The following is a 25,038-nucleotide window of genomic DNA, read 5'->3' on the forward strand; positions in this document are numbered from 1 at the left end:
ATGGATTTCCTTTCGGACCGCAGAACGCGGAGAAATTCGCCGTCCCCCGCGCGGGTACGCCACGACCGCCGTTCAGACGACGATCGGGAGACGGCTTCTGAAAGAGATGGTTCCCGATGCACCGGGCCCTGGGGATCCGCAGGACGTCAGACGCGGGCGATCGGGTTGTTCGCGATCACTTCGAGACGGGTACGACGAGCGGCACATTCGCCCCTGGGGCCGGGTGCGGCACCACTGTAGCACCTCCGAGGTCGACGGCGAGCATGAGCGGCGTCCAGGACGTGTGCGCGTGTCGCGCCACGAGATCGGCCGCCCGGAGGCGCTGCGCCGGGTCGCTCCCGAGCACGAGGAGGCTCGGTCCGGCCCCGCTGACGACCGCCGCGAGCTCGTGCTCGCGGAGCATCCGGATCAGCCCGTCGGTCTCGGGCATGGCGCTCGCGCGATAGCTCTGGTGGAGGCGGTCCTCCGTCGCCGCGAGCAGCAGCTCCGGGCTCTGGATGAGGGCGGCGACGAGCAACGCCGACCGCGACACGTTGAAGGCAGCGTCGGCATGGGGCACGGATGCGGGCTGGAGGCTCCTCGCCAGCTTGGTCGAGAGCGTCGACGTGGGGACGAACACCACCGGTGACACCCCGCGGTGCACGAGGAGGCGCTTGTACGCCGGCCCGTCGGGTGTCATCCACGCGATCGTGAGACCACCGAAGAGCGCCGGGGCGACGTTGTCCGGATGCCCCTCCATCTCGGTCGCGACGGCGAGCATCGTGGACGCGGAGAGCTCGGTGACGCCGTCGAGCAGGCCCCGCGCCGCCATGAGCCCGGCGACGATCGCGGCCGCCGACGAACCGAGCCCGCGACCGTGCGGGATCGCGTTCGTGGCGCGGAGTTCGAGTCCGGGCTGCTCGACGCCGGCTGCCGCGAACCCGTGACGGACCGCTCGCACGACCAGGTTCGTCTCGTCCTCCGGTACCTCGCCGGCGCCGACGCCCGACACCGACACGACGAGCCCCGGCTCGGGCAGCACCCGGACCGTGACCTCGTCGTACAACGACAGGGCGAGCCCGAGCGAGTCGAACCCGGGCCCGAGGTTCGCCGTGGTGGCGGGGACACGGACGACGACGGTCCGTCCGGCCGGTGCAGTTCGGAGACCGCCGCCGGACCCGGACGGCGTCTCCTGCCGATCGTGTCCGGGGCGGTCCGCGCTCACCGAGGCGCCCCGACCAGGCCGAGCACGTCCGCCACGGCCGCGGTGTCCACGGGCACGGTCGTCGGCGTGACGTCGGTGCCCTCGGGGCCGCGCAACGCCCACTGCGGGTCCTTGAGGCCGTGGCCGGTCACGGTGAGGACGACGCGCGCGCCACGCGGGACCGCGCCGGCCTCGGCCTGCTGGAGCAGTCCGGCGACGCTGATGGCGGACGCCGGCTCCACGAACACGCCGACCTCGGTGGACAGGATCCGCTGCGCGGCGAGGATCGCGTCGTCCTCGATCGCGCCGAAGTGTCCGTCGGTCTCGTCGCGGGCCTCCAGCGCGAACTGCCAGGAGGCCGGGTTCCCGATCCGGATCGCGCTCGCGACGGTCTCCGGGTGCTTGACGACCTCGCCGCGGACGATCGGCGCGGCGCCTGCCGCCTGGAAACCGAACATGCGCGGCAGCCGGGTCGTCCGTCCGGCGGCCAGGTCCTCGCGGTAGCCGCGCGCGTAGGCGGTGTAGTTGCCCGCGTTGCCCACCGGCAGGAAGTGGAAGTCGGGCGCGTCCCCGAGGACGTCGACGACCTCGAACGCGGCGGTCTTCTGTCCCTCGATGCGGTCGTTGTTGACCGAGTTGACGAGGTGCACGGGGTAGTTCGCCGCGAGGTCCCGGGCGATGTCGAGGCAGTCGTCGAAGTTCCCCTGCACCTGCAGCAACTGCGCGTCGTGCGCGACGGCCTGGCTCAACTTGCCCATCGCGATCTTGCCCTCGGGCACGAGCACGGCGGCGGTGATGCCGGCATGTGCGGCGTACGCGGCGGCCGAGGCGCTCGTGTTGCCCGTCGAGGCGCAGATGACGGCCTCGGCGCCGTGCTCGACGGCCTTCGAGATGGCCATGGTCATCCCGCGGTCCTTGAAGGACCCGGTCGGGTTCATCCCCTCGAACTTGACGTACACGTCGGCGCCCGTCCGCTCCGACAGCGCGCGGGCCCGGATGAGCGGGGTGCCGCCCTCGCCGAGGCTCACGACGGGGGTCGCGTCCGTGACGTCGAGACGGTCGGCGTACTCGCGCAGGACACCCTGCCACTGGTGGGCCATCAGGCTCCCTCTACTCTCAGGACACTCGTGACCGCGGCCACGACGGGTTCGGCTCGGAGTGCCACCACGGTCGCCGCGAGGTCGTGCTCGCGGGCCCGGTGCGTGCCGATCACCAATGTAGCGGTGGCCCCGGGGGTGCCCGCGTCCGACGCCGGGGCAGCCCCGGCCACGGTCTGCTCGACGGTCTCGACGCTGACCGAGTGCCGCGCGAGGACCCCCGCCACGGTGGACAACACGCCAGGGGCGTCCGTGACGCGCATCGTGATCTGGTACCGGGTCGAGACGACGCCGATCGGGAACACCGGCAGGTTCGACTGCGTCGACTCCGCCACACCGGGTCCGCCGATCACGTGCCGCCGTGCCGCCGACACGAGGTCGCCGAGCACGGCCGACGCGGTCTCGACGCCGCCCGCGCCGGCCCCGTAGAACATGAGGTCGCCGGCGGCCTCGGCCTCGACGAAGACGGCGTTCTTCGGGCCGTGCACGGCTGCCAGGGGGTGCCCCTCGGGCACGAGCGCCGGGTACACGCGTGCGCTCACGCCCTCGCGGCCGTCCGCGTCGGTCAGGCGCTCGCACAGCGCGAGGATCTTGACCACGTAGCCGGCCTTGCGGGCCGCGCGGACCTGCTCGATCGTGACGCTGGTGATGCCCTCGCGGTGCACGGCGGCCAGCGGCACGGTGGTGTGGAAGGCCAGGGACGCCAGGATCGCGGCCTTCTGGGCCGCGTCGTAGCCCTCGACGTCCGCCGTGGGGTCGGCCTCCGCGTAGCCGAGCCGGGTGGCGGTGGCGAGGGCGTCCTCGAAGCTCTCGCCCTCGCGGTCCATCCGGTCGAGGATGAAGTTCGTCGTGCCGTTGACGATGCCCATGATGCGGTCGATGCGGTCCCCGGCGAGCGAGTCGTGCAGCGGCCGGATGATCGGGATGGCCCCCGCGACCGCCGCTTCGTAGTAGAGCTGTGCGCCCACCTGCTCGGCGGCCGTGAAGAGCTCGGGCCCGTGGGTCGCGAGCAACGCCTTGTTGCCGGTGACGACGTCGGCGCCGGAACCGAGTGCCTGCAGCACGAGGGTCCGGGCCGGTTCGATGCCGCCGATGAGCTCGACGACGATGTCCGCGCCGAGGATGAGCGACTCGGCGTCCGTCGTGTACAGCGACCGCGGCAGGTCGACGTCACGGGGCGCGTCCACGTCGCGGACCGCGATCCCGACGAGTTCGAGCCCCGCTCCCGCCCGTGACGCGAGCTCGTCGCCGTGCTCGAGCAGGAGTCGCGCCACCTGGGCGCCGACGGAGCCGGCCCCGAGGAGCGCGACGCGGACGTTGCGGTATTCGATCATGGGGGTTCGTGTACCTCGTGCGGGTCGGGCGCGGACGGTGGTCAGGATGCGTCGCCGCGGACGCCGTGGGCGGTCGGGCCGCCGAAGGCGCCGCCGCTCGGGACGAGGCCGGCGTCGCGGGCGAGCAGGTCGTCGACCGTTTCGCCCCGCACGAGGATACGGGCGACGCCGTCGGCCACCGCCACCACCGCCGGGCGCGCCACGTGGTTGTAGTTGCTCGAGAGGCTCCAGCAGTAGGCGCCGGTTGCCGCCACCGCGAGCAGGTCACCCCGGTGGACGTCACCCGGCAGGTAGTCGTCCCGCACCACGACGTCGCCGCTCTCGCAGTGCTTGCCGACGACGCGCACGAGGACCGGGGCGGCGTCGGAGGTGCGGGCGAGCCGGGCCGTGTAGTCCGCGTCGTAGAGCGCGGGCCGCGCGTTGTCGCTCATGCCCCCGTCGACGCTCACGTACGTCCGGACGGCGGTCGGTCCGAGGGGACGGTGCTCGGCGGTCTCGACCGGCCCGTGCGGCGCCTCCTCGGCACGCACCGGGTCCTCCGCTCCGGACCCGTCGCCCGGTGCAGCGGTCGAGGCGTCGAATGCGAGTTCGACGGGCTTGACGGTACCGACGCGGTAGAGCGTGATGCCGGGCGGCCCGACGATGTACCGCCCGGGTTCGACGGCGACGACCGGCACGGGGACGTCCCGTGCCGCGCAGGCGTCCGCGATGATCCGTGCGAGGGCCTCGGCGATGTCCTCCGGCTCGAACGCCCGGTCCGACTCGGTGTAGTCGATGCCCCAGCCACCACCGAGGTTGAGCTCCGGCACGGGCCCCTCGGCGGCGAGGGCGGCGTGGACCTCGACGAGGCGACGGGCGGCCTCGCGGAACCCGCCCTCGTCGAAGATCTGCGACCCGATGTGCGAGTGGAGCCCGACGAACGCCAACGCCGGCTCCGCCCGGACCGCCCGGCCCGCGGCGACCGCCTCGGTCAGGGGGATGCCGAACTTCTGGTCCTCGCGAGCGGTGGCGAGGTACTCGTGCGTCGAGGCGTGCACGCCGCTGTTGATCCGGATGCGGACGCGCTGGACCACTCCTGCTCGCTCGGCGATCCGCGCGACGCGGCCGATCTCCTCGACGCTGTCGAGCACGATCGTGCCGAGTCCGACCTCGACGGCACGCTCGATCTCGGCGTCGGACTTGTCGTTGCCGTGGAACCCGAGCCGTCCGGGATCGACGCCGCCCGCGAGCGCCACGGCGAGCTCACCGCCCGTGCAGACGTCCACGCGGAGGCCGGCCTCGGCCATCCACGCGGCGACCTGGGTCGTCAGGAAGGCCTTCCCGGCGTAGTAGACGTGCGCCGTCGAACCCACGCGGGCGAAGGCGTCCTCGAACGCGTCACGCACGCGCGCCGCCCGGGCGCGGACGTCGGAGGCGTCGACGACGTACAGGGGAGAACCGTGGCGCGCCACGAGATCGGACGCGGTGACCCCGCCGACGACGAGGTCACCGTCGTCCGTCCGTGTCGCCGAGGCCGGCCAGATGCGGGCGACCAGGGCGTTCGGGTCGTCGGGGACGGACAGACGTGCGGGGGCGAGGGGGTTGCCGGTCACGGGGGCCTTCCGGGGTGGTACGGGGCCCGGGACCACCGGGCCGGTCCAGCCTACCGAGCCGCGCCGGACCTCCCGGCCGGGTGGACGCGGGGCGTCATGACGGGCCGACCCGTGGGATCAGGAGCACGACCCGGTCGTGCGGAGCGCGTCGTCCGACAGCGGCACGTGCGCGGCGTCGATGCGGATCGTGGCGGCCGAGGCCGTGATCGCGATCGACCGCAGACGCAGCGCGGCCGGGAGGTACCGGGCCGTGCACACGTCGACCGGCGTCCCGGAGACGCCGGGGATGCGGCCGCCGACGTCGATGCCGAGCGCGCTGTTCGTGACGCGCACCTGGTGTGGGGTGATCGTCACGCCCCGTCCGCTCGCCGCTGCGGCGACCGCGGCCGTGACCTGGTACCGGATGTCGGTGCCCAGGAAGCGCGTGCGCCCGGCGTACGCGACGCCGCCGTCGCGGAGACGGACGTCCCCCGCCACCTGGTCGAGCACGCCGGCCTGCCGCACCGCGGACGCGGTGAGACGCACCGTGCCGTCGGCGCGACCCGTCCGTCCCGTCCCCCGCACGGGCACGTCGTGCACCGTGGCGTCGACCGCGAGCGGGACGCCGCGCACGGTCAGGTCGTGCGTCGTGACGTCGACGTCGTCGAGTCGCCCGGCGACGAGCTGCGGGATGACCACGCCGTGCGCGTCGGCGACGACGTGGCCGGCCGTGCCGGACGGGAGGGACGACTCGACCCGGTCGGCGATCGTCCGGTCGACGACGTGCCGCAGGACGAGCTCGGCGACGACCGCCAGGACGGCGAGGACCAGCACGAGGACGACCAGGACGACGACGACGCGGCGCCCGCGGCGCCGGCCCCGAGCGCCGCCGGCGGTCGCCGTCGCTGCCGACACGCGCTACATCCGCTCGGGTGCGGTGACCCCGAGCATCGTCAGGCCGTTGCGGACGACCTGCCCCGTGGCGTCGTTGAGCCAGAGGCGCGTCCGGTGCAGGTCCGTCACGGGTTCGTCGCCGAGCGGCGTCACGCGGCAGGCGTCGTACCAGCGGTGGTACAGACCGGCCAGCTGCTCGACGTACCGGGCGACGCGGTGCGGCTCCCGGAGTTCCGCCGCCTGGCGCACGACGCGCGGGAACTCGGCGAGCGCGCCGAGCAGTGCGCTCTCGGTCTCGTGGGTGAGCAGCGAGCCGTCGAAGACCGACCGGTCCACGCCGCTCGCCGCGGCGTTGCGGTCCACGGCGCACGTCCGGGCGTGGGCGTACTGGACGTAGAACACCGGGTTGTCGTTCGTGCGCTTGACGAGGAGGTCGAGGTCGATGTCGATCGCCGTGTCGGATGCGAAGCGGACGAGGGCGTACCGGGCGGCGTCGACGCCGACCGCGTCGACGAGGTCCTCCATCGTGACGACGTTGCCGGCCCGCTTCGACATGCGCACGGGCTCGCCGTCCTTGAGCAGGTTGACGAGCTGGCCGATGAGGATCTCGAGGTTGACGCCGGGTTCGTCGCCGAAGGCGGCGCACATCGCCATCATCCGGCCGATGTAGCCGTGGTGGTCGGCGCCGAGCATGATGAGGTTCCGCTCGAACCCGCGTTCGCGCTTGTCGAGGTAGTACGCGATGTCGCCCGCGATGTACGCGGGCTCGCCGTCGGACTTGATCACGACGCGGTCGCGGTCGTCACCGAACGTGGTCGTGCGGAGCCACAGGGCGCCGTCTGCCTCGTACATGTGCCCGAGTTCGCGGAGGCGGGCGATGGCGCGCTCGACGGCCTTCGACTCGTGTAGCGAGTTCTCGTGGAAGTAGACGTCGAAGTCGACGCCGAAGTCGTGCAGGGACGCCTTGATGTCGGCGAACATGAACTCGACGCCCTCGCGCCGGAAGAGCTCCTGCGCCTCGTCCCGCGGGAGGTCGGCGACGTCGCCGTCGAAGGTGGCGAGGACCCGGGCGGCGATCTCGGTGATGTAGGCACCGCCGTAGCCGTCCTCGGGGGTGGGCTCGCCGAGGGCGCTCGCGAGCAGGCTGCGGGCGAAGCGGTCGATCTGGCCGCCGTGGTCGTTGAAGTAGTACTCGCGGGTGACGAGCCCGCCCTGCGCCGTGAACACGCGCGCGAGGCTGTCGCCGACCGCGGCCCACCGGACGCCGCCCATGTGGATCGGGCCGGTCGGGTTCGCGGAGACGAACTCGAGGTCGATCCGGACGCCGTCGTAGAGGTCGCCGCGCCCGAACGCACCGCCCTCCTCGACGATGGTCCGCGCGATCGCTCCGGCGGCGGCGGCCTCGAGCGTGATGTTGATGAAGCCGGGGCCGGCGACGTCCACCGCGTCGACGCCGTCGAGCTCGGTGAGCTCCCCGGCGATCTCGGTGGCCAGCTCACGCGGGTTCGTCCCGAGGCGCTTGGCGAGCTGCATGGCTGCGTTCGAGGACCAGTCACCGTGTGCCCGGTTGCGGGGGCGCTCGAGGGCCGCGTGGGACTCCCCCACCACGAGGGTGTCGGCGGCGCCCCGTCGCTCGACGATCCCGGCGAGGATCGACAGGTACGCGGCGGAGAGTTCGGCTGGGGTCACGGCGGTCGAGTCTACCGGGGCGTCGTCGCACGGTCCGCGCCGCGGCGACGGCTCGTGCGCGCCGCGCTGCGAGCGGGGTTCGCGCGTCGGGGACGGGGTGCGTCATCATGGTCCGATGACCTCCCGCACCCTCGTCCGGGCGATCACCACGGTCGCGATCGCCGCTGCGAGCGTGCTCGCCGTCAGCGGGTGCACCGGTGGCCACGCGTCCTCCGCCGGACGGAGCGGGACGACGTCCTCCTCGACACCCCCGGCGCCGATCGGCACCCGCGTCGACGTCCCCTGCGCGGCCCTGGTGCCCGAGCAGGTGCTCGCCACGTACGGCCGGACCTTCACGCTCGACACGGACGCGACACCGGCGCACGGCAGCACGGCGGCCGGCATCGCGGCCGAGCGCGGGGACGTCTGCACCTGGCGGGACGCCAGCGGCGGCGCTCGTCTGACGCTGGCGGTCGCCTCGCTGCCCGAGTCGACCCTGACGAAGCTCAAGGACACCCTGTACGAGGACAGCAACAGCGTGCCGACGTACACCGTCGAGGGCTACTTCGAGGCGCGGAAGGGCATGGGGCGGGCCGATGCGTTCACGGATCCGTACTGGATCCACGTGGAGTCGACGGTGTTCGGTGAGCCGGGCGACGCGCAGCCGGTCGTCGACGCGGTCCGCGCGGCCCTCTCGTCCGCCACGGCGAGCGCGTCCGCGACGCCGCAGGCCGGGTAGCGCGGTTCAGAGGCCGATGTGGCCCGTGCCCTCCGGGGCCGGGCAGGGGGCAGTCCGTCGACCGCCTCGTGGCGCGCAGCGGTGGCCCGACCCCGGCGCTGACGTCGACGACGGCGAGCAGCGGGCGACGGATCGGAGCGGGTCGTCCATCCGCTGCCCGGGCAGCGTCACCGGTGTCCGGGAGCGGTCGTGGGACCTGCTACGGTGGGAGCACCCCGGGCCCCCATAGCTCAGGGGATAGAGCACTGCCCTCCGGAGGCAGGGGCGGAGGTTCGAATCCTCCTGGGGGCACCATCGGTCGCTCAGGCCGTCCGTCGCTCAGGGCCGTCCGTCGTTCACGGCACGACCACGATCCGCTGCCCAGGCTCCTCGTCCCGACCCCACGCCTGCTCGATCTCGCCGAGCGCGACGGGAACGGGCTCGACCACGATGCCGCCCGCGTCGATCTCTGCGACGAGGGACGGCAGCTCGGCCAGGTAGCCCGCCGGCGAGACGGCACCCTGCCCGTTGCCGAGCAGCCGGAGGTCGGCGCCGCGGAGCACGGCCGACGGCAGCGTGATGTCGGGACCGGCCACGGACCCGATCTGGATCCAGTGGAGCGCGACGCTCCGGTCCCTCCTGGCGGTGAGGACGGCGCGGATCGCCTGTTCGGTCGGCGCGCCCCAGAGGTAGTCGAGCACGATGTCGACGTCGGCGGCCGCCGCACCGAGCGCGCTGTCGGCGGCCGGTACCCCGAGCTGCACGAGGCTGTCGGCGCCGACCTCGGCGAGGGCGTCGAGGCGACGCCGGTCCCGACCCGCCGCGACGACCCGCCCCGCGCCGAGGTGCTTCGCGATGCGGACCGCCATTGAGCCCGCGCTGCCGGTGGCGCCGAGCACGAGGACGGACTGTCCCGGGCGGACGGGGACGCGGCGGCGGAGCGCCACCCACGACGACATCGCGGGGTTCATGGTGGCGGCGACGCGGAGCGGGTCGATGCCGTCCGGCAGGACGACGGAGCGACGACGGTCGACGACGGCTCGCTCGGCCATCGTCCCGATCACGTCGTCGTCCGCGACGAAGTACACGAGCGCCCCGTCCGCACGCCGTCCGACGGCGTCGACGCCGGGGACCATCGGCAGGACGCCGGTGCTCGTGTAGTGGGCACCCGCCGCACCCGAGCGGGTGCGCGGATGGAGGCCGACGGCGACCACGTCGACGAGTTCCTCGTGGCCGGAGCGCGGCTCGGGGACCGGGACCGCACCGCTCCGGGGTGGCTCGCCGAACGCGGTGACGACGGCTGCGTGCATGGTGGGCATCGGTTCCTCCTCGCGCCACACCGATTTGGTACGTGGCACCAACGACTTTAGTTGGTGCCACGTACCACCACAAGTACGATGTCCGTGTGACCACTGCTCCGGACCCCGACCTCGGGATCGTCGACGCACTCGCGCAGCTGTCGTTCCTCGTCCAGAACACGCTCGCCCGCACCGCGGACGCCGACGATCTGTCGCTCGTGCAGACCCGCCTGCTCGGCGTGCTCCGCGACCGGGAACCGGGCATGCGAGAACTCGCGACCCTGCTCGACCTCGACAAGTCGAGCGTGACCGGACTCGTCGACCGAGCGGAGCGGCGCGGCCTGGTCCAGCGCGTGCCGTCCCGGGAGGACCGACGCATGGCCCACGTGCGACTCACCACCGCCGGACGCGACGTCGTCGACCGCGTCACGGCGGCCTTCGATCAGGAGGTCGAGAACATCGTCGCTCCGCTCGGACGGGACGACCGCGACGCACTCCGAAGGCTCGCCACGCGGGTGCTCGCCGCTCGGGCCGAGACGACCGGCGTCGAGCTGGTGCCGACCGCACCGCGTCCCTAGGCTCGGCACGTGTTCACGTTCCCCGAGCCCGACGTCCCTCCGCTCCGCGGCGGCCCCGCCCTCCGGTGGGGCGTGATCGGGCCCGGGGAGATCGCGAACGACTTCACCGCCGCCCTGCACGCGGCCACCGACCAGCGCGTCGTCGCCGTCGGATCACGATCGCGTGACCGGGCTGCGGCCTTCGCCGACCGGCACGGCGTGCCCCGGGCCCACACCTCGTACGAGGACCTCGTCGGCGACCCCGAGGTGGACGTCGTCTACGTGGCGACCCCGCACGTGCACCACGCCGAACAGGCACTCCTCGCGATCCGCGCCGGCAAGCACGTGCTCGTCGAGAAGCCGTTCACGACCTCCGCCGCAGACGCCGTCCGGGTCGCGGACGCCGCACGAGGGGCAGGGGTGCTCGCGATGGAGGCGATGTGGACGCGGTACCTGCCGCAGTCGGCCGTCCTCCGGGCCTGTATCGACCGTGGCGACCTCGGCGAGGTCCACCTCGCGCTCGTCGACGTCGGCTGGCCGCACGACCTCGGCGGCCTCGACCGCATCACGGACCCGGCGCTCGGCGGCGGCGCGCTGCTCGACGCGGGCGTGTACGGCCTGTGGTTCGCACAGTTCGCGACGGGGGCACCGGTGCGCATCGACGCGACGGGACGGACCAGCCGAAGCGGGGTGGACCTCCAGTCCGTCGCCGTGCTGACCGGTGCGACCGGCGCTCAGGCGTCGGTGACGACCACCATGCTCGCCTCGACCGACGGGCTCCCGACCATCGCGGGCACCGAGGGCAAGGTCCGGTTCACCGAGCACTTCGTGTTCCCGGCCGCGTTCACGCTCCGCCTCGGGGACACCGTGCACGCCTGGCGCGACCGCTCGGGCCTCCGCGGCCGGCAGGGACTCGTCTGGCAGGCCGTCGCCCTGGCGGCGTGGGCCACCGAGGGCCGCACGGATTCCCCCGTCCACTCACTCGACGACTCGATCACGCTCATGCGCACACTCGACGAGGTCCGACGACAGGTCGCGCTCGCGCGCACGTGATCCCGCCGCGCGCCACACCGTCGCCCGCGCCGATGCCCGTGACGACGGGCCCGGACGGCGTCGGCCCACCACCGCACGAAGCGGGGCGGGCCGACGACGACGGGGCTGCTGATCAGGCGTGGGTCAGCCCGATCAGGCGTGGGTCAGCCCGATCAGGCGTGGGTCAGCCCGATCAGGCGTGGGTCAGGGCGATGAGCGCGACGTTCATGGTGGAGTACATCCCCTCGGACCGCGTGGCCTGACGCACCCGTCCTCGGAGGACCTCGTACCGCCCGTCGCGCTCGCGCACGAACCCGATGACACCGCTCGCCGGTGTCGACACCCTGTGGAACCCGTCCTCGAGGGGGACGACTTCTGTCCTGGTCGCTCGCTCCATTGCCCGCTCCCTTCGTCGCCGATGCCGGTCCATGCTACTCCCAACTCGGGGGACATGGACGCCGGACCCGGACGTCCTGCCCGGGACCCGCGGGAGGAGCGACGCGCCCCGACGGGGTACGAACGCCACCCCGCGCGGACGCGGTCCACCGACCGCCCGGCGACACGGCCACCCCGCGGTGCGGCTCGCTAGACTCCGGGGTCCCAGGGTCCTGCGGCCCACCGCCCGCGGCACGAGGAGGACGGATGCGCGGAACCCGCGACGGCAGCACACGACGAGGACGACACCCGTACGCTCGTCGGGCCGCCGGGCTCGTCACCGTGCTGCTCGCGGCGCTCACCGTCCTCGGGCCGGCCGCCGGCGCATCGGCCACCGCACCGGTCGACCTCGGCGGCGCCTACGTCGTCGACGACGCGAACGCCCTGAGCACCGCCCAGGAGCACCGGGTCCGGAAAGCGCTCGACGACCTCTACGACCAGACCCACACCCGGCTGTTCGTGGTCTACGTGCCGCGGTTCACGGACCCGTCCGACCAGGCGGCGTGGGGACGCGCGACGCTCGAACGGAACCAGCTCGACACCGACAGCGTGCTGCTCTCCGTCGCGGTCGACGATCGCGTGTACAACGTCACGCAGTCGGACACGTCCACGACCCTCTCGAAGGACGACGTCCGGACGGCCACCGACGACGACCTCGTCCCGAGACTGCGCGCCGACGATTGGGACGGCGCCGCGACCGCGTTCGCGCAGGGACTGGCGGCCACCCAGGCACCGCCCGACCTGACGTGGCTCTGGGTCGTGCTCGCGGTGGTCGTGGTCGGTCTCGTCGTCCTCGTGCTCGTCATCCGGGCCCGGAACCACCGCCGCGCTGCCCGTGCCGCCGCTGCCGAGGCCGCGGACCTCGCCGCCCTCGAGCGTCGTGCCGGTGTGGCCCTCGTCACCATCGACGACGAGATCCGCAGCGCCGACCAAGAGGTCGGGTTCGCGGTCGCACAGTTCGGCACCGACGCCGCCGCACCGTTCACCGCAGCACTCGACCGCGCCCGACGCGCGGTGCGCGAGGCCTTCACGCTCCGCCAGCAGCTCGACGACGAGGTCCCGGACTCCCCCGCCGACCGTGCCGCGTGGTCGCGGCGCATCGTCGAGATCTGCTCCCGCGTGCACGGGGAGCTCGCCGAGCAGACGGCGGCGTTCGACGCGCTGCGCGCACTGGAGGACGGCGTCGAGGCGAACGCGGCCCAGGTGGCCGCCGCGCTGCCCACGGCGAGACGGCAGGTCGCCGACGCGGACGCCACGCTCACCACGCTGCGCGGCCGGTGGACCGGACGCACCATCGCGACGGTCGACGGCAACGTCGACCAAGCACGCGACGTCCTCGCGTACGCGGACGAGCGCGCACGCGCCGCGACGGACGCCATCGCGAGCGGCGACCGTGGTCAGGCGGTGATCGCCGTCCGCGACGCGCAGCACGCCCTCGCCCAGGTCGCCCAGCTCGCCGGGGCCGTCGCGAGCGCACCCCGGACCTTCGACGAGACCGCCGGTCGTGTCGAGGCCCTCCGTGCCGATGTCGAGGCCGACGTCGCAGCCGGTCGATCGCTCCGCGACCCCGGTCCGGACGTCACGACCGCCGTCGCGCGCGCCGCGACCGTGCTCCGCCAAGACCTCGACCCCCGCGATCCGATCAGTGCGCTCGACCGCCTCACGCAGGTCAACGCCGCCATCGACACCGCGCTCGCTGCCGCCCGGTCGCGCGAGGAACGCCGCCAGCGGGCCGCGGCCGCGCTCGACGCCGCACTCCGTGACGCTCGGGCCCGGATCGACCAGGCACGGGACTTCATCTCGATGCGGCGTGGCGGCATCGGCCCCCGCGCCCGGACCCGCCTGTCCGAGGCCGAGCGCGCCTTCGACGACGCCGTGCGCGCCGCCACCTCCGACCCCGACACGGCGATCCGCGCAGCGCGCGCCGCCGAGCAGTACGCCGCCGCGGCGATGGACGAGGCCGACCAGGACATGGGCGGTTGGCCGGGCGGCGGCGGCTCGAACGGCGCGCAGCTCGGCGGGCTCGTGACCGGGCTCGTGCTCGGCGGCATGTTCGGCGGTCGCGGCGGGGGCTTCGGCGGCGGAGGCGGCGGCGGCTTCTCCGGCGGCGGCCGGTTCTGATGACCAACCGGACGCACGGGCGTTCCGGGGCCAGTGACGACACCACCACCAGAAAGGACACGACCATGGCGAAGCAGACCATCTTCGGACGGATCGCGCAGCTCGCGAAGGCGAACATCAACGCGATCATCGACAACGCGGAGGACCCCAGGCTGGCGCTCGACCAGCTCGTCCGCGACTTCACGAACAACATCGCCGACGCCGAGAGTGCGATCGCCCAGACGATCGGGAACCTCCGTCTCCTCGAGCAGGACCACGCGGAGGACGTCGCCGCCGCCGCCGACTGGGGCCAGAAGGCAGCGAGCGCGAGTGCCGCAGCGGACCGCTACCGCGCCGAGGGCAAGACCGCGGACGCTGACAAGTTCGACGACCTGGCCAAGATCGCGCTCGGTCGGCAGATCAGGAGCGAGCAGGAGGCGAAGGACGCCGAACCGCAGATCGCCGCGCAGACCGAGGTCGTCGATCGGCTCAAGTCCGGACTCGAGCAGCTCAAGCAGAAGCTGGTCGACCTCAAGGCGAAGCGCGACCAGCTCGTCGCGCGGCAGAAGACCGCCGAGGCGCAGTCGCGCGTCAACGAGGCCATCGGCAGCATCGACGTCATGGACCCGACGAGCGATCTCGCCCGGTTCGAGGACAAGATCCGCCGCGAGGAGGCCCGGGTGCTCGGGCAGCAGGAGCTCCAGGCCTCGAGCCTCGACGCGCAGTTCCAGAGCCTCGACGACCTCGGCAAGGACGCCGAGGTCGAGGCGCGACTGGCGGCCCTGAAGAACGGACACTGAGCCGCACCGCCCCGCTCGGCGACGACGCCGGACCGAACTGACAGGATGGGGACGTGCAGTTCCTCGTGGTCGGTCAGTGGCAGGGTTCGGCGTCGTCCCGCGCGATGCGACTCGCCGACGGCGCGAGCGCGATCGCCGCGGACCTCCCACGGTCGGCCACCACGACCGTTCCGGTCCCGGCGGGCGCCGGCGACCGGCTCGAGACGGCCGTCGCCCGCTACACCGCGGTCCGCTCCGTCGCCGAGGCGGTGAGCGAAGAGGTCCGGGTGGCCACCGAGCCGGTCCTCACGATCGGTGGGGACGGCGCCGTGGTGCTCGGCGCGACCGCCGTGTGCACGCCGACCACCGCCCTGGTCCGCCTGTCCGGGTCGAGCGGGTTCCGGCCCCTGAACCGCGCGCAGCCCGTCGCCGCCGAGACCGCCGCGGTCCGCCTGCTGGTCGACCGCCCCGACGACCTGTTCCCGGAGGCGGTGACGTTCGCCGCGCCGATGGTCGTCATCGCGGGCACCCGCGGCCTCGACGACGTCGAACGTGCGGCGCTCGCCCGTGCCGACGTGCGCGCCCTCGACGCGGACGACACCGACACGGCCTCCCTCCGCGCGGCTGTCGCGGCCACCGGGGCCGACAGCGTCTTCGTGCACGTCGACCTCGACGTCCTCGACCCGTCCGAGGTGGACGGCCTGCTCGAACCCGTGCCGTTCGGTCTGGGCGGGGGGACGCTCGTCGACCTCATCGCCGCCGCGACGGACGGCCCACGCCTCGTGGGCGCCGCGCTGACCGGCTTCGCGCCGGTGGATCCCGACCGCGCCGTCGACGACCTCGGTGTGATCCTCCGGGTCGTCGGGGCGTTGTCCGCCGCCGCACGCATCTCCTGACCCGTCCGCACCAGCCGGGAGCCCGCCCGGAGCGGAGCGCCCCGTCTCGCGTACGCTCAGCGGCATGACGGACTACGACCTCATCGTGATCGGCGCCGGCGCGGTCGGCGAGAACGTGGCGGACTACGCCCACAAGCGTGGCCTGTCCACCGCCATCGTCGAAGCGGAACTCGTCGGGGGTGAGTGCTCGTACTGGGCCTGCATGCCGTCCAAGGCACTCCTCCGCAGCGGGCACGCGGTCCGCGCCGCCCAGCGGCTCGGCGGCGCGGCGGAGGCCGTCACCGGGACGGTCGACCCCGCGGCCACGTTCGCGCGCCGCAACGGGTTCACGAGCAACTGGCAGGACGACAGCCAGGTGTCGTGGCTCGACTCGGCCGACATCGCCCTCATCCGCGGCCACGCCCGCATCACCGGACCGCGCACCATCGAGGTCGACGGCGTCGAGCACCGGGCGCGTGCCGCCGTCGCCGTCGCCACGGGCTCCCTCCCGCAGCTCCCCGACATCCCGGGGCTCGCCGACGCGGCGCCGTGGGGCACCCGCGAGGCCACGAGCGCCCAGTCAGCGCCGGACAGCTTGCTCGTCATCGGCGGCGGGGTCGCCGGCTGCGAACTCGCCACCGCGTACGCGTCGTTCGGCACCACCGTGACCCTCGTGGCCCGCGGCGGCCTCCTCGGTGCGATGGAGCCATTCGCGGGCGAGATGGTCACCGACGCACTCCGCGAGCTCGGAGTCGACGTCCGCATCGGCGCGACGCCCGTCCGGGTGGATCGCGACGAGCACGGGCTCGTCACCGCCACGTTCGAGGACGGCTTGACGCTCGTCACGAGCGAGGTCCTCGTGGCGACCGGACGGACCGCGCACACCGCGGAGCTCGGCCTCGAGACGGTGGGCCTGACCCCCGGCGCGTGGCTCGACGTCGACGACACGATGCTCGTGCACGGGACCGACTGGCTGTACGGCGTCGGTGACGTCAACCACCGCGCGCTCCTCACGCACCAGGGCAAGTACCAGGCCCGGGCCGCGGGCGAGGCGATCGCCGCCCGATTCCAGGGGACGCCCCTCCAGACCGCTCCGTGGGGCGCGCACGTCGCGACCGCCGACCACGCCGCGGTCCCCCAGGTCACGTTCACCGACCCGGAGGTCGCGAGCGTCGGACTGACCGAGGCGGCCGCCCGGCAGCAGGGCCTGAACGTCCGCGCGGTCGAGTACGACCTCGGTGCCGTCGCCGGCTCGGCGCTGCAGGCGGACGGCTACACCGGACGGGCGAAGGCCGTCGTCGACGAGGACCGCCATGTGCTCGTCGGCGTCACGTTCGTGGGGCAGGACGTCGCCGAGATGCTGCAGGCCGCGACGGTCGCCGTGGTCGGGGAGGTCCCGATCGACCGGCTCTGGCACGCGGTCCCGGCGTACCCGACGATGAGTGAGATCTGGCTCCGACTGCTCGAGACCCTCGGCCGACCGTAGTCGGAACGGAGACGACGCCATGCGGACCGACCACCCCCGTACCATCGCCCTCACCGGCGCCAGCTCCGGCATCGGTGCCGCCGCGGCGCGCGCCCTCGTCGCCGACGGCCATCGCGTCGTCGTCGTCGGGCGCGACCCGGATCGCACGGCCCGGATCGCCGACGAACTCGGGATACCGCGGTTCGTCGCGGACCTCGACCGCCTGGAGGCCGTGCACAGCCTCGCGGCGGACCTGCGGCGGGAGGTCCCGGACCTCGACACCCTCGTCAACAACGCCGGCGGCCTCGTGTCCCACCGCTCGCGGACCGTCGACGGGTTCGAGACGACGCTGCAGCGCAACGTGATCGCGCCGTTCGTGCTCGCGAACGCACTCGCGGACGTGCTCACCGCGGCACAGGACGGCCGGATGGTGGTCACCGCGAGCCTCGCGCACCGCTTCGGGCACGTGGTGCTCGACGACCTCGACGGCGCGCGGCGACCCTGGTTCGGCGGCTGGCGCGCGTACGGCACCGCCAAGCTCGCAGCCGTCCTCCTGACCCGGCAGTGGACCCAGCGCACCGGCGTCCCGGCGTACTCGTACCACCCGGGGCTCGTCGCGACGGGCTTCGGGGCCGACTCCGCCTCGATGCGGCTCATGTCGTTCGCGACGGGTGGGAACTACGGTCTCTCGCCGGAGGCGGGTGCGGTCGGACTCGTCCGGCTCGCCGGCGACGACGTGGTCGAGGAGCGGCCCGGCACGTACCTCGACGGGCTCAACGCCGGGACGCTGTCCCGCGAGGCCCGGGACGACCGCGTGGGTGCCGCGCTCTGGGAGCGACTCGCGGCCGTGGTACCCGGCTGGAACTGAGGCGGGTCAGTCCGCCTCGCGGACCGTCGCCGACTCGGCGTCCCCGCGGACGGTCGAGGCGGCGCGCCCGCCGGTGCCGTCAGCGCCCCGTGCGGCCGAGCGCGCGGCCGCGGCGGCGCCCGCGCGCGGGACGACGAGCGGCGTGCCGGTCTCCGGGTCCGGGACGACGACGCACGCCAGACCGAAGACCCGTTCGACGAGGTCGGCCGTGAGCACCCCGGCGGGCGGCCCCTGCGCGACGATCCGCCCGCGGTCCATGGCCACGAGGTGCGTCGCGTACCGGGCGGCCTGGTTGAGGTCGTGCAGCACGGCGACGACCGTGCGCCCCGCCGCGTGCAGCGAGGCCGCGAGCTCGAGGACGTCGTACTGGTGTGCGATGTCGAGGAACGTCGTCGGTTCGTCGAGGAGCACGACGTCGGTCTGCTGGGCGAGGACCATCGCGATCCACACCCGCTGGCGCTGGCCACCCGAGAGCTCGTCCACGCTCCGGTCGGCGAGCTCCGCGGTGCTCGTCTGCTCGAGCGCCGCGTCCACCGCCGCGCGGTCGTCCGCGGACATCGGGTGCCAGAGGTCCTGGTGCGGGTAACGACCGCGGGAGACGAGGTCGCGCACCGTGATGCCGGCCGGCGCGACGGGGGTCTGCGGGAGCATCGCCACGCGTCGGGCCACGGCCTTCGACCGGTACGAGCGGATCGGCCGGCCGTCAAGGGACACCGTGCCCGCGGTCGGGGTGAGTGTGCGCGCGAGCGCCTTGAGCAGTGTCGACTTGCCGCAGGCGTTCGGCCCGACGATGACGGTGAGCTCCCGGTCCGGGACGTCGATGTCGAGCGACTCGACGACGACGCGGTCGTCGTACGCGAGGGTGAGCCCCCGCGCCGTGAGCACCGGGCTCGGTGTGCCGGTCGTGGTCCCGCTCAGCACTCGGCGCGCCCGCGGCGCCAGTACCCCATGAAGGCCACGGAGCGCCGGTCCATGCCGGCACCACGGACGAGGTGGCGGCGGATCTCCTTGACACATCCGGCCTCGCCCGCGATCCACGCGTAGACGCTGTCGTCGGCACGGTCGTCGTCCGGGACCTCCCAGAGGATCCCGTTGTCGACATCGACGTCCGCCAGGACCGGTGCCGCGGCCGCGGCAGCCCGGGAGGCCCGGTGTGCGAGCGCCCACGACCGCACCTGCTCCGTCATGTGGAGGCCGTGGTCCGCGCCGTTCCGCGGGAGCCAGGTGACCTCGACCCCGCGCGGTGCGGCCACCGGGAGCCGGTCGGCCTCGGTCGGGACCTCGATGAAGACGTGCCCGACGGTCCCCGCGTCGAGGGCTTCGAGGATCGCGCAGATGGCCGGGGCGGCGGTCTCGTCGCCCGCGATCATGACGCGCTGCGCGCTCCCGGGTGCGAACTCGGCGGCGCCCCGTCCGGTGTCGGCCTCGGCGCGGGTCCCCCGCGCGACGACCGGTCCGACGACGCGGAGCTCGTCACCGACCGTGGCGCCACCGACCCAGCGCGACGCCGGTCCGATGTCGCCGTGGTCGACGAAGTCGATGTCGAGCTCGCGCGCGCCCGGCCGGAACGACCGGACCGTGTAGGTGCGGATCGGGTTGCGGCGCTCGTCGGGCAGCGCACGCCAGGCGGTGAACCAGTCCCCGGCGTCGTCGCCCGGGACGCTCTCGTAGCCACCGTGCGGCAGTGGCAGGACGACCTTGATGCGCTGGTCGAGACCGACGGCGGCGAAGTCGGCGAGTTCGTCACCCGTCAGCGTCACGCGGACGAAGTGCGGCGTGAGGGGCGTGATGCGCAGGACGCGCACCGCGAAGGTCCTGTACCGGGTCGACACCATCCGAGTATGGCATGCCTTACCTAAATCACCGCAGCCGGTCCAGCAGGTGATCGGCGGACTGCCAGGATGTCGGGGTGACCGAGCCCGACCCCGACGAGTTCAGCGACCTTCCCGCACTCGCGGCGCACCTCGGCGTGACGGAGCCGCTCCGGGCCTCCCGGCTGACCGCGACCGTCGGCGACGGTGCCACGGTGAGCGCCGTCCGCTGGCGCGCCACCGCCGCGGCGACCCGGGACGCCCACGACGTCCGCGTCGTGTTCCTGCACGGCGTCGGACTCGAGGCGCACACGTTCGACGCGACCGCGCTGCTGCTCGGCGTACCGGCACTCGCGGTCGACCTGCCCGGACACGGCCGGTCCTCGTGGCGGGCGGACGCCGTCTACTCGGCGGACACCGTCGCGCCGGCCGTCGTCGACGCGCTCGACGCGCTCGGCACGCCCCCCGTGGTGCTCGTCGGCCACTCGCTCGGTGCGATCGTCGCCGCCCGCGTCGCCGCGATCGCGCCGGGCCGCGTGACCGGTCTCGTGTTGCTCGACATGTCACCGGACTTCACCCAGCGCGCCGTGGACCGCATCGTCCGCGCCCTCGAGGAGGAACCCGACTTCGCCGACCTCGACGAGGTGGTCGTGCGGGCCCTGGCACTCCGGCTCGGCGACGACCCCGTCGCGCTCGCCCGGGAGGCCCGTCACGCCACCCGGCGCGCCCCCGACGGCCGGTGGGTGCGGCGGCACCACTTCCCGCACCTCGAACCGGGGGCGGCGCACATCGGTCGGTTCGCCGACGCGTGGGACGACCTCGAGTCCCTCCCAGTGCCCGTCCTGCTCGTGCGCGGGGACCGCGGCTACGTGTCCCAGGCCCTCGCCCGCCGGTTCGCGGAGCGATTGCCGTCGGCCCGGATCGTCACGGTCCCCGCGCGACACACGGTGCAGACCCAGGCGCCGCGGGAACTCGCGGACGTGCTCCGGCGTTGGGAGCCAACGAACCCCCGGTGACCGCCTGCCGGTACGCTCGTCCGAGCGCACCGCGGCGACCGCCGCCGTCCGCACGGAAGGAACCCCCACGACATGCGTCCGCTCCGCAGCTCCGGGCCGCGCCGCTCCGGCCTCATCGCCGCCGCACTCGCCGTCACCGCGGCACTCGCCCTGACCGGCTGCTCCGGCGCGTCGGACGACACCTCCGGCGGCCGGGACGCCACCGTCCGGGTGGGCCTGGTGCTCGAGCCCACGAGCCTCGACATCCGGAAGCAGTCGGGCGCCGCGCTCGACCAGGTGCTCATCGACAACGTGTACCAGGGCCTCGTCGGACGCACGCAGGACGGGGGCATCCGGAACGTGCTCGCGTCGAAGCGGTCGGTGTCGGCGGACGGTCGCACGTACACGTTCACGCTGCGCGACGGCATCCGGTTCCAGGACGGCACCCCACTCACCGCATCGGACGTCGCGTGGTCGCTCGACGACTTCCGCGCGAGCGCGACCTACGTCGACGCGGGTGACCTCGCGTCGGTCTCGGACGTCACGGCGCCGGACGACCACACCGTGGTGGTGCGGCTCGCCCGTCCCGACTCGAACCTGCTGTTCGCGCTGACCGGTCGCGCGGGTGTCGTCCTCGAGCGTGGCGCCCACAACGACCGCTCGGACAGCGCGATCGGCACGGGGCCGTTCCGGGTCAGCAGCTGGAAGCAGGGCGACTCGCTGACGTTCACCCGCTGGAAGGGCTACTGGGGCGCGAAGGCGAAGGTGGCCAAGGTCGTCTTCCGCTACATCACCGAGGCGTCGACCGCCGTCAACGCCATGGCGAACGGCGACCTCGACGTGGAGACCGCGGTGGACGGCACCCTGAAGGGCCAGCTCCAGGGGGCCTCGGGCATCACGCTGCACACCGGCGAGACGACCGACAAGTACACCCTCGCCTTCAACGACCGCGAAGCGCCGTTCACGGACGTGCGGGTCCGGCGGGCCATCCGCGAGGCCATCGACCCGAAGGCGCTCATCAAGGCCATCGGCGGCACGGGCGTCGAACAGGGCGGACCGATCCCGGCGCTCGACCCGGGGTACCAGGACCTGACGGACATCGACGCGTACGACCCCGCCGACGCGCGGAAGCTCCTGCAGCAGGCGGGGAAGCACGACCTCGACCTCACGCTCACGTACGCGAACATCTACCCGTCGACGATCGGTGACGTCCTCACCTCGCAGCTCGCGAAGGTCGGGATCACCCTGCACGTCAAGCGCGTCGACTTCACCACCTGGCTCGACCAGGTGTTCGGGAAACACGACTTCCAGCTGAGCATGGTCGACCACACCGAGTCGCGCGACTTCGGCAACTGGGCGAACCCGGACTACTACTTCGGGTACGACAACCCACAGGTGCAGCAGCTCTACGCCGACTCCCTCGCCACCACGGACACGAGCGAACGGGACGCCGACCTGCGGAAGGCCGCCCGCATCGTCAGCGAGGACGCCGCGGGCGAGTGGCTCTACACCGCGACGACGATCACCGCCATCCGCCACGGCGTGACCGGCTTCCCCACGAACTCGACGAGCACGCGACTGGACCTGTCGAAGCTCGCCGTCACGGGGTGACGCCGCTCGTAGGCTTGACCCCGTGACCCGATTCCTCGTCGGGCGGCTGCTCCTGCTCGCCGTCGGCCTCCTCGTCGCGAGCGTCATCGTCTTCGCCGCGCTGCGGGTCCTGCCCGGCGACGTCGCACAGGTCGTCGCCGGGACGCAGGCGTCGGCCGCGCAGGTGTCCGCCGTCCGTCGGCAACTCGGGCTCGACCGTCCGCTCGTCGTGCAGTACCTCAGCTGGATCGGTGGGGTCCTGCACGGCGACCTCGGCCGTTCCCTCGTCACGGGTGGCGCGGTGGCACCGCAGATCGCGCAGAAGCTCGCCGTCACCCTGCCGCTCGCGGGCCTGTCCCTGCTCTTCGCCCTCGTGCTCGGGGTGCCGCTCGGCGTGGTCGCCGCGGTCCTCCGACGTCGACCCGCCGGCGTGGTCATCTCGATCGTGGCGCAGGCCGTCGCCGCGATCCCGGTCGTCTGGGCCGCCATGCTCCTGGTCGCCGTGTTCGCGGTGCGGCTCCGGCTCCTGCCGACCCAGGGGTTCCCGCTCGACGGCTGGCACGAACCGGGGCGCGCGTTCGCCGCCCTCGTCCTGCCGGCGCTGACGATCGGCGCGGTCGAGGGTGCGGTCGTCCTCCGGTTCACGCGCTCCGCGACGCTCGGCGTCCTCGGGGCCGACCATCTGCGCACCGCGGCGGCGGTCGGGCTCACCCGACGGGCAGCGCTCCTGCGACACGGGCTGCCGTCGGTCGCGCTCACCGTGCTCGCGGTCCTCGGCGTGCAGATCGCGGGGCTGCTCGTCGGCGCCGTCCTCGTGGAACAGGTGTTCGCGCTGCCGGGCGTCGGACGCATGCTCGTCACGGACGTCGGCCGCCGGGACCTCACGAAGGTGCAGTCCGAGCTCCTCGTGCTCACCGGCCTCGTGCTCGTCGTGGGCTTCGCGGTCGACGTGGCGCACCGCCTCCTCGACCCCCGTCTCCGGGAGGCAGCGTGACCGCCCGGGCCGCGGGACGGGGCGAGCGCGGCTTCCTCCGACGGCTCGTCACCCGGCCGTCCGGCGCGGTGGCGGTCGTCGTGCTCGGGCTCCTCGTGGTGGCCGCGGTCGTCGCGTCGTTCTGGACGCCGTACGACCCGTTCGACACCGACCCGTTCCACCAGTGGCGAGCGCCGAGCGCCGCCCACTGGTTCGGCACCGACGCCGTCGGCCGCGACATCGCGAGCTACGTGCTCGCGGGCGCGCGGACGACGGTCCTGGTCGCCGTGGGGTCCGGCGTCATCGCCTCGGTGGTCGGGATGCTGCTGACCGCCGTCGGGTCGTTGACGAGCCGGTGGGTCCGCGAGGGCATGGCCGTGCTCCTCGACGTGCTCGTCGCGTTCCCGACGCTCCTCACGGCGATGCTCCTGACGGCCGTGTTCGGCGGCTCGCTCGGCGTCGTCGTCGTGTCGGTCGGCCTGAGCTTCGGCGTGACGATCGCCCGGGTCGCCCGCGGCGAGATCCGCCGCATCGCGCGGAGCGACTACGTGACCGCGGCGCGCGCCGCCGGCGTCGGACCGGTCGGCGTGCTCCTCCGCCACCTCGTGCCGAACGCGGCACCGCTGTTCACCGTGCAGCTGTCGCTCGCCATGGCGACGGCCGTGCTCGCCGAGGCCGGGTTGTCGTACCTCGGGTACGGCGCGTCGTCGTCCACCGCCTCGTGGGGCAGTCTCCTCGCCGACCTGCAGACCTACATCGGCGTGCACCCGTGGAGCGCGGCCTGGCCGGGGGCGGCGATCGCCCTCGTCGTCGTCGCGCTGTCCCTGCTCGGCGACGCCGTGCGCGACGCGTCGGACCCACGACTGACCGGACGACGGCGCGACCTCGATGCCGACACCGGCGCGACCGCAGTGATGCCCGCGGCCGCCGACGCCACGGTCGAGGTCCACGGAGGGACCGCATGACCGCCGTCGACCGCGCCGAGCACGCCGGCGGTCCGGGTCGTGGCGCGACGACGGACCTCACCGTGCGCGGCCTCACCGTGCGGATCGGCGGGCGGACCGTGCTCGACGACGTCTCGTTCGCCGTCCCCGCCGGGGCCCGTGTCGGTGTGATCGGCGCGTCGGGGTCGGGCAAGTCGATGACCGCGTTGGCGGTGATGGGCCTGACGCCCCCGGATGCCGCCGTCTCGGGCAGCGTGCGCCTCGGCCCCGACGAGCTCGTCGGTCTGTCGGACCGCGAGCACGCCCGCTACCGCGGTCGTCGGATCGGCATGGTGTTCCAGGAGCCCGGGACGGCACTCGATCCGATCCGGCGGGTCGGGTCGCAGATCGCGGAGCCGCTGCGGCTGCACCGCGGACTCGACCGCCGCGCCGCCGCCCAGGCCGCCGTGGACCTGGCGGTCGCGGTCGACCTGCCCGACCCGGAGCGCCTGCTGCGGCAGTACCCGCACCAGCTGTCCGGCGGCCAACGGCAGCGCGTGTGCATCGCCATGGCCCTCGCGGGCGAGCCGGCCTTCCTCCTCGCGGACGAACCGACGACGGCGCTCGACGTGACGACGCAGGCCCGGGTCCTCGAGCTGTTCGACCGCACCGCCGACGAGCGGGGCACCGGTCTGGTGTTCGTCACGCACGACCTCGCCGTCCTGGCGCGCATCGCCGACACCGCGGTCGTGCTCGACGCGGGACGAGTGGTCGAGTCGGGTCCGGTGACGGGCCTCCTGGCCGCGCCGCGGCACCCCGCGACCGCCGCGCTCGTCGCGGCCGCCGCCGCCACCGCGAGGAGGACCCCGTGA

23 protein-coding genes and 1 tRNA gene are annotated in these 25,038 nt (G+C 73.7%); 14 read left to right on the forward strand and 10 right to left on the reverse strand.

Annotation, left to right across the window (positions count from 1 at the left end):
• Positions 1 to 175: 175 nt before the first annotated feature.
• From thrB to argS, 6 genes are all read right to left on the reverse strand, one after another.
• Entirely contained in the window at positions 176 to 1,204 is a 1,029-nt protein-coding gene (thrB, locus tag DEI94_RS09150) for a homoserine kinase (RefSeq protein WP_111025668.1), read from the reverse strand.
• A complete protein-coding gene (gene thrC, locus DEI94_RS09155) occupies positions 1,201 to 2,283 on the reverse strand; it encodes a threonine synthase (RefSeq protein WP_111025669.1) in 1,083 nt (360 codons plus the stop codon). The genes thrB and thrC overlap by 4 nt, the downstream gene beginning before the upstream one ends.
• Positions 2,283 to 3,614, reverse strand: a complete 1,332-nt coding sequence (locus DEI94_RS09160) for a homoserine dehydrogenase (protein ID WP_111009205.1) — start codon at positions 3,612 to 3,614, stop codon at positions 2,283 to 2,285. The genes thrC and DEI94_RS09160 overlap by 1 nt, the downstream gene beginning before the upstream one ends.
• Before the next feature lie 41 nt (positions 3,615 to 3,655).
• Positions 3,656 to 5,206 (reverse strand): diaminopimelate decarboxylase family protein, encoded by a 1,551-nt coding sequence (locus DEI94_RS09165; RefSeq protein WP_111025670.1) that lies wholly within the window; start codon positions 5,204 to 5,206, stop codon positions 3,656 to 3,658.
• Positions 5,207 to 5,323: 117 nt separating this feature from the next.
• Positions 5,324 to 6,100, reverse strand: a complete 777-nt coding sequence (locus tag DEI94_RS09170; protein ID WP_111025671.1) for a hypothetical protein — start codon at positions 6,098 to 6,100, stop codon at positions 5,324 to 5,326.
• A gap of 3 nt (positions 6,101 to 6,103) precedes the next feature.
• Entirely contained in the window at positions 6,104 to 7,768 is a 1,665-nt protein-coding gene (argS, locus tag DEI94_RS09175; protein WP_111025672.1) for an arginine--tRNA ligase, read from the reverse strand.
• 115 nt (positions 7,769 to 7,883) lie between these two features.
• Here argS and DEI94_RS09180 point away from each other — a divergent pair, with 115 nt between their 5' ends.
• Positions 7,884 to 8,486: a hypothetical protein gene (locus DEI94_RS09180; protein WP_111025673.1), complete on the forward strand. Its 603-nt coding sequence runs from the start codon at positions 7,884 to 7,886 to the stop codon at positions 8,484 to 8,486.
• Positions 8,487 to 8,705: 219 nt separating this feature from the next.
• Positions 8,706 to 8,780, forward strand: a tRNA-Arg gene (locus DEI94_RS09185).
• A 41-nt stretch (positions 8,781 to 8,821) separates the two neighbouring features.
• Here DEI94_RS09185 and DEI94_RS09190 read toward each other — a convergent pair.
• Positions 8,822 to 9,784, reverse strand: a complete 963-nt coding sequence (locus tag DEI94_RS09190; protein WP_258377930.1) for a quinone oxidoreductase family protein — start codon at positions 9,782 to 9,784, stop codon at positions 8,822 to 8,824.
• 86 nt (positions 9,785 to 9,870) lie between these two features.
• Here DEI94_RS09190 and DEI94_RS09195 point away from each other — a divergent pair, with 86 nt between their 5' ends.
• Both DEI94_RS09195 and DEI94_RS09200 read left to right on the forward strand, forming a co-directional pair.
• The gene (locus DEI94_RS09195; protein WP_111025674.1) at positions 9,871 to 10,341 is read left to right on the forward strand and encodes a MarR family winged helix-turn-helix transcriptional regulator; all 471 of its coding nucleotides are present in this window, start codon (positions 9,871 to 9,873) and stop codon (positions 10,339 to 10,341) included.
• A 9-nt stretch (positions 10,342 to 10,350) separates the two neighbouring features.
• Positions 10,351 to 11,373: a Gfo/Idh/MocA family protein gene (locus tag DEI94_RS09200; protein WP_111025675.1), complete on the forward strand. Its 1,023-nt coding sequence runs from the start codon at positions 10,351 to 10,353 to the stop codon at positions 11,371 to 11,373.
• 172 nt (positions 11,374 to 11,545) lie between these two features.
• Here DEI94_RS09200 and DEI94_RS09205 read toward each other — a convergent pair whose 3' ends face one another.
• Positions 11,546 to 11,749, reverse strand: a complete 204-nt coding sequence (locus tag DEI94_RS09205) for a hypothetical protein (protein WP_111013770.1) — start codon at positions 11,747 to 11,749, stop codon at positions 11,546 to 11,548.
• 245 nt (positions 11,750 to 11,994) lie between these two features.
• Here DEI94_RS09205 and DEI94_RS09210 point away from each other — a divergent pair, with 245 nt between their 5' ends.
• From DEI94_RS09210 to DEI94_RS09230, 5 genes are all read left to right on the forward strand, one after another.
• Complete coding sequence (locus tag DEI94_RS09210; protein WP_284183703.1) at positions 11,995 to 13,908, forward strand: TPM domain-containing protein; 1,914 nt, start codon at positions 11,995 to 11,997, stop codon at positions 13,906 to 13,908.
• Positions 13,909 to 13,973: 65 nt separating this feature from the next.
• Positions 13,974 to 14,687, forward strand: coding sequence for a PspA/IM30 family protein (locus DEI94_RS09215; protein ID WP_111009213.1), 714 nt, complete (start codon positions 13,974 to 13,976; stop codon positions 14,685 to 14,687).
• Between the two features lie 53 nt (positions 14,688 to 14,740).
• Positions 14,741 to 15,562, forward strand: coding sequence for an arginase family protein (locus DEI94_RS09220; protein WP_111009214.1), 822 nt, complete (start codon positions 14,741 to 14,743; stop codon positions 15,560 to 15,562).
• Positions 15,563 to 15,626: 64 nt separating this feature from the next.
• A complete protein-coding gene (locus DEI94_RS09225) occupies positions 15,627 to 17,027 on the forward strand; it encodes a dihydrolipoyl dehydrogenase family protein (protein ID WP_111025677.1) in 1,401 nt (466 codons plus the stop codon).
• A 19-nt stretch (positions 17,028 to 17,046) separates the two neighbouring features.
• Positions 17,047 to 17,874: an SDR family NAD(P)-dependent oxidoreductase gene (locus DEI94_RS09230; protein ID WP_111025678.1), complete on the forward strand. Its 828-nt coding sequence runs from the start codon at positions 17,047 to 17,049 to the stop codon at positions 17,872 to 17,874.
• Between the two features lie 6 nt (positions 17,875 to 17,880).
• Here DEI94_RS09230 and DEI94_RS09235 read toward each other — a convergent pair whose 3' ends face one another.
• Entirely contained in the window at positions 17,881 to 18,792 is a 912-nt protein-coding gene (locus DEI94_RS09235; RefSeq protein WP_502869676.1) for an ABC transporter ATP-binding protein, read from the reverse strand.
• Positions 18,789 to 19,709, reverse strand: coding sequence for a siderophore-interacting protein (locus DEI94_RS09240; RefSeq protein WP_111025680.1), 921 nt, complete (start codon positions 19,707 to 19,709; stop codon positions 18,789 to 18,791). The genes DEI94_RS09235 and DEI94_RS09240 overlap by 4 nt, the downstream gene beginning before the upstream one ends.
• Positions 19,710 to 19,783: 74 nt before the next feature.
• On the opposite strand from DEI94_RS09240, the gene DEI94_RS09245 reads away from it, so the two are divergent.
• The 5 genes from DEI94_RS09245 to DEI94_RS09265 all read left to right on the forward strand — a co-directional run bounded on the left by DEI94_RS09245 (position 19,784) and on the right by DEI94_RS09265 (position 25,038).
• Complete coding sequence (locus tag DEI94_RS09245; RefSeq protein ID WP_111025681.1) at positions 19,784 to 20,701, forward strand: alpha/beta fold hydrolase; 918 nt, start codon at positions 19,784 to 19,786, stop codon at positions 20,699 to 20,701.
• A 72-nt stretch (positions 20,702 to 20,773) separates the two neighbouring features.
• Entirely contained in the window at positions 20,774 to 22,291 is a 1,518-nt protein-coding gene (locus tag DEI94_RS09250) for an ABC transporter substrate-binding protein (RefSeq protein ID WP_111025682.1), read from the forward strand.
• 22 nt (positions 22,292 to 22,313) lie between these two features.
• On the forward strand, positions 22,314 to 23,264 hold the full coding sequence (locus DEI94_RS09255) for an ABC transporter permease (RefSeq protein ID WP_111009221.1): 951 nt from the start codon (positions 22,314 to 22,316) through the stop codon (positions 23,262 to 23,264).
• Entirely contained in the window at positions 23,261 to 24,208 is a 948-nt protein-coding gene (locus DEI94_RS09260; RefSeq protein WP_111025683.1) for an ABC transporter permease, read from the forward strand. Before DEI94_RS09255 ends, DEI94_RS09260 begins: the two co-directional genes overlap by 4 nt.
• Positions 24,205 to 25,038, forward strand: a complete 834-nt coding sequence (locus DEI94_RS09265) for an ABC transporter ATP-binding protein (protein WP_111013759.1) — start codon at positions 24,205 to 24,207, stop codon at positions 25,036 to 25,038. The genes DEI94_RS09260 and DEI94_RS09265 overlap by 4 nt, the downstream gene beginning before the upstream one ends.

The organism is Curtobacterium sp. MCBD17_040, assembly GCF_003234805.2.
Classification (GTDB): Bacteria; Actinomycetota; Actinomycetes; order Actinomycetales; family Microbacteriaceae; genus Curtobacterium.

Coding starts and splice junctions, on each gene's coding strand:
- thrC (WP_111025669.1), bottom strand. CDS start 2,283: ATGGCCCACCAGTGGCAGGGTGTCCTGCGCGAGTACGCCGACCGTCTC.
- DEI94_RS09160 (WP_111009205.1), bottom strand. CDS start 3,614: ATGATCGAATACCGCAACGTCCGCGTCGCGCTCCTCGGGGCCGGCTCC.
- DEI94_RS09180 (WP_111025673.1), top strand. CDS start 7,884: ATGACCTCCCGCACCCTCGTCCGGGCGATCACCACGGTCGCGATCGCC.
- DEI94_RS09190 (WP_258377930.1), bottom strand. CDS start 9,784: ATGCCCACCATGCACGCAGCCGTCGTCACCGCGTTCGGCGAGCCACCC.
- DEI94_RS09205 (WP_111013770.1), bottom strand. CDS start 11,749: ATGGAGCGAGCGACCAGGACAGAAGTCGTCCCCCTCGAGGACGGGTTC.
- DEI94_RS09210 (WP_284183703.1), top strand. CDS start 11,995: ATGCGCGGAACCCGCGACGGCAGCACACGACGAGGACGACACCCGTAC.
- DEI94_RS09215 (WP_111009213.1), top strand. CDS start 13,974: ATGGCGAAGCAGACCATCTTCGGACGGATCGCGCAGCTCGCGAAGGCG.
- DEI94_RS09225 (WP_111025677.1), top strand. CDS start 15,627: ATGACGGACTACGACCTCATCGTGATCGGCGCCGGCGCGGTCGGCGAG.
- DEI94_RS09230 (WP_111025678.1), top strand. CDS start 17,047: ATGCGGACCGACCACCCCCGTACCATCGCCCTCACCGGCGCCAGCTCC.
- DEI94_RS09240 (WP_111025680.1), bottom strand. CDS start 19,709: ATGGTGTCGACCCGGTACAGGACCTTCGCGGTGCGCGTCCTGCGCATC.
- DEI94_RS09250 (WP_111025682.1), top strand. CDS start 20,774: ATGCGTCCGCTCCGCAGCTCCGGGCCGCGCCGCTCCGGCCTCATCGCC.
- DEI94_RS09265 (WP_111013759.1), top strand. CDS start 24,205: ATGACCGCCGTCGACCGCGCCGAGCACGCCGGCGGTCCGGGTCGTGGC.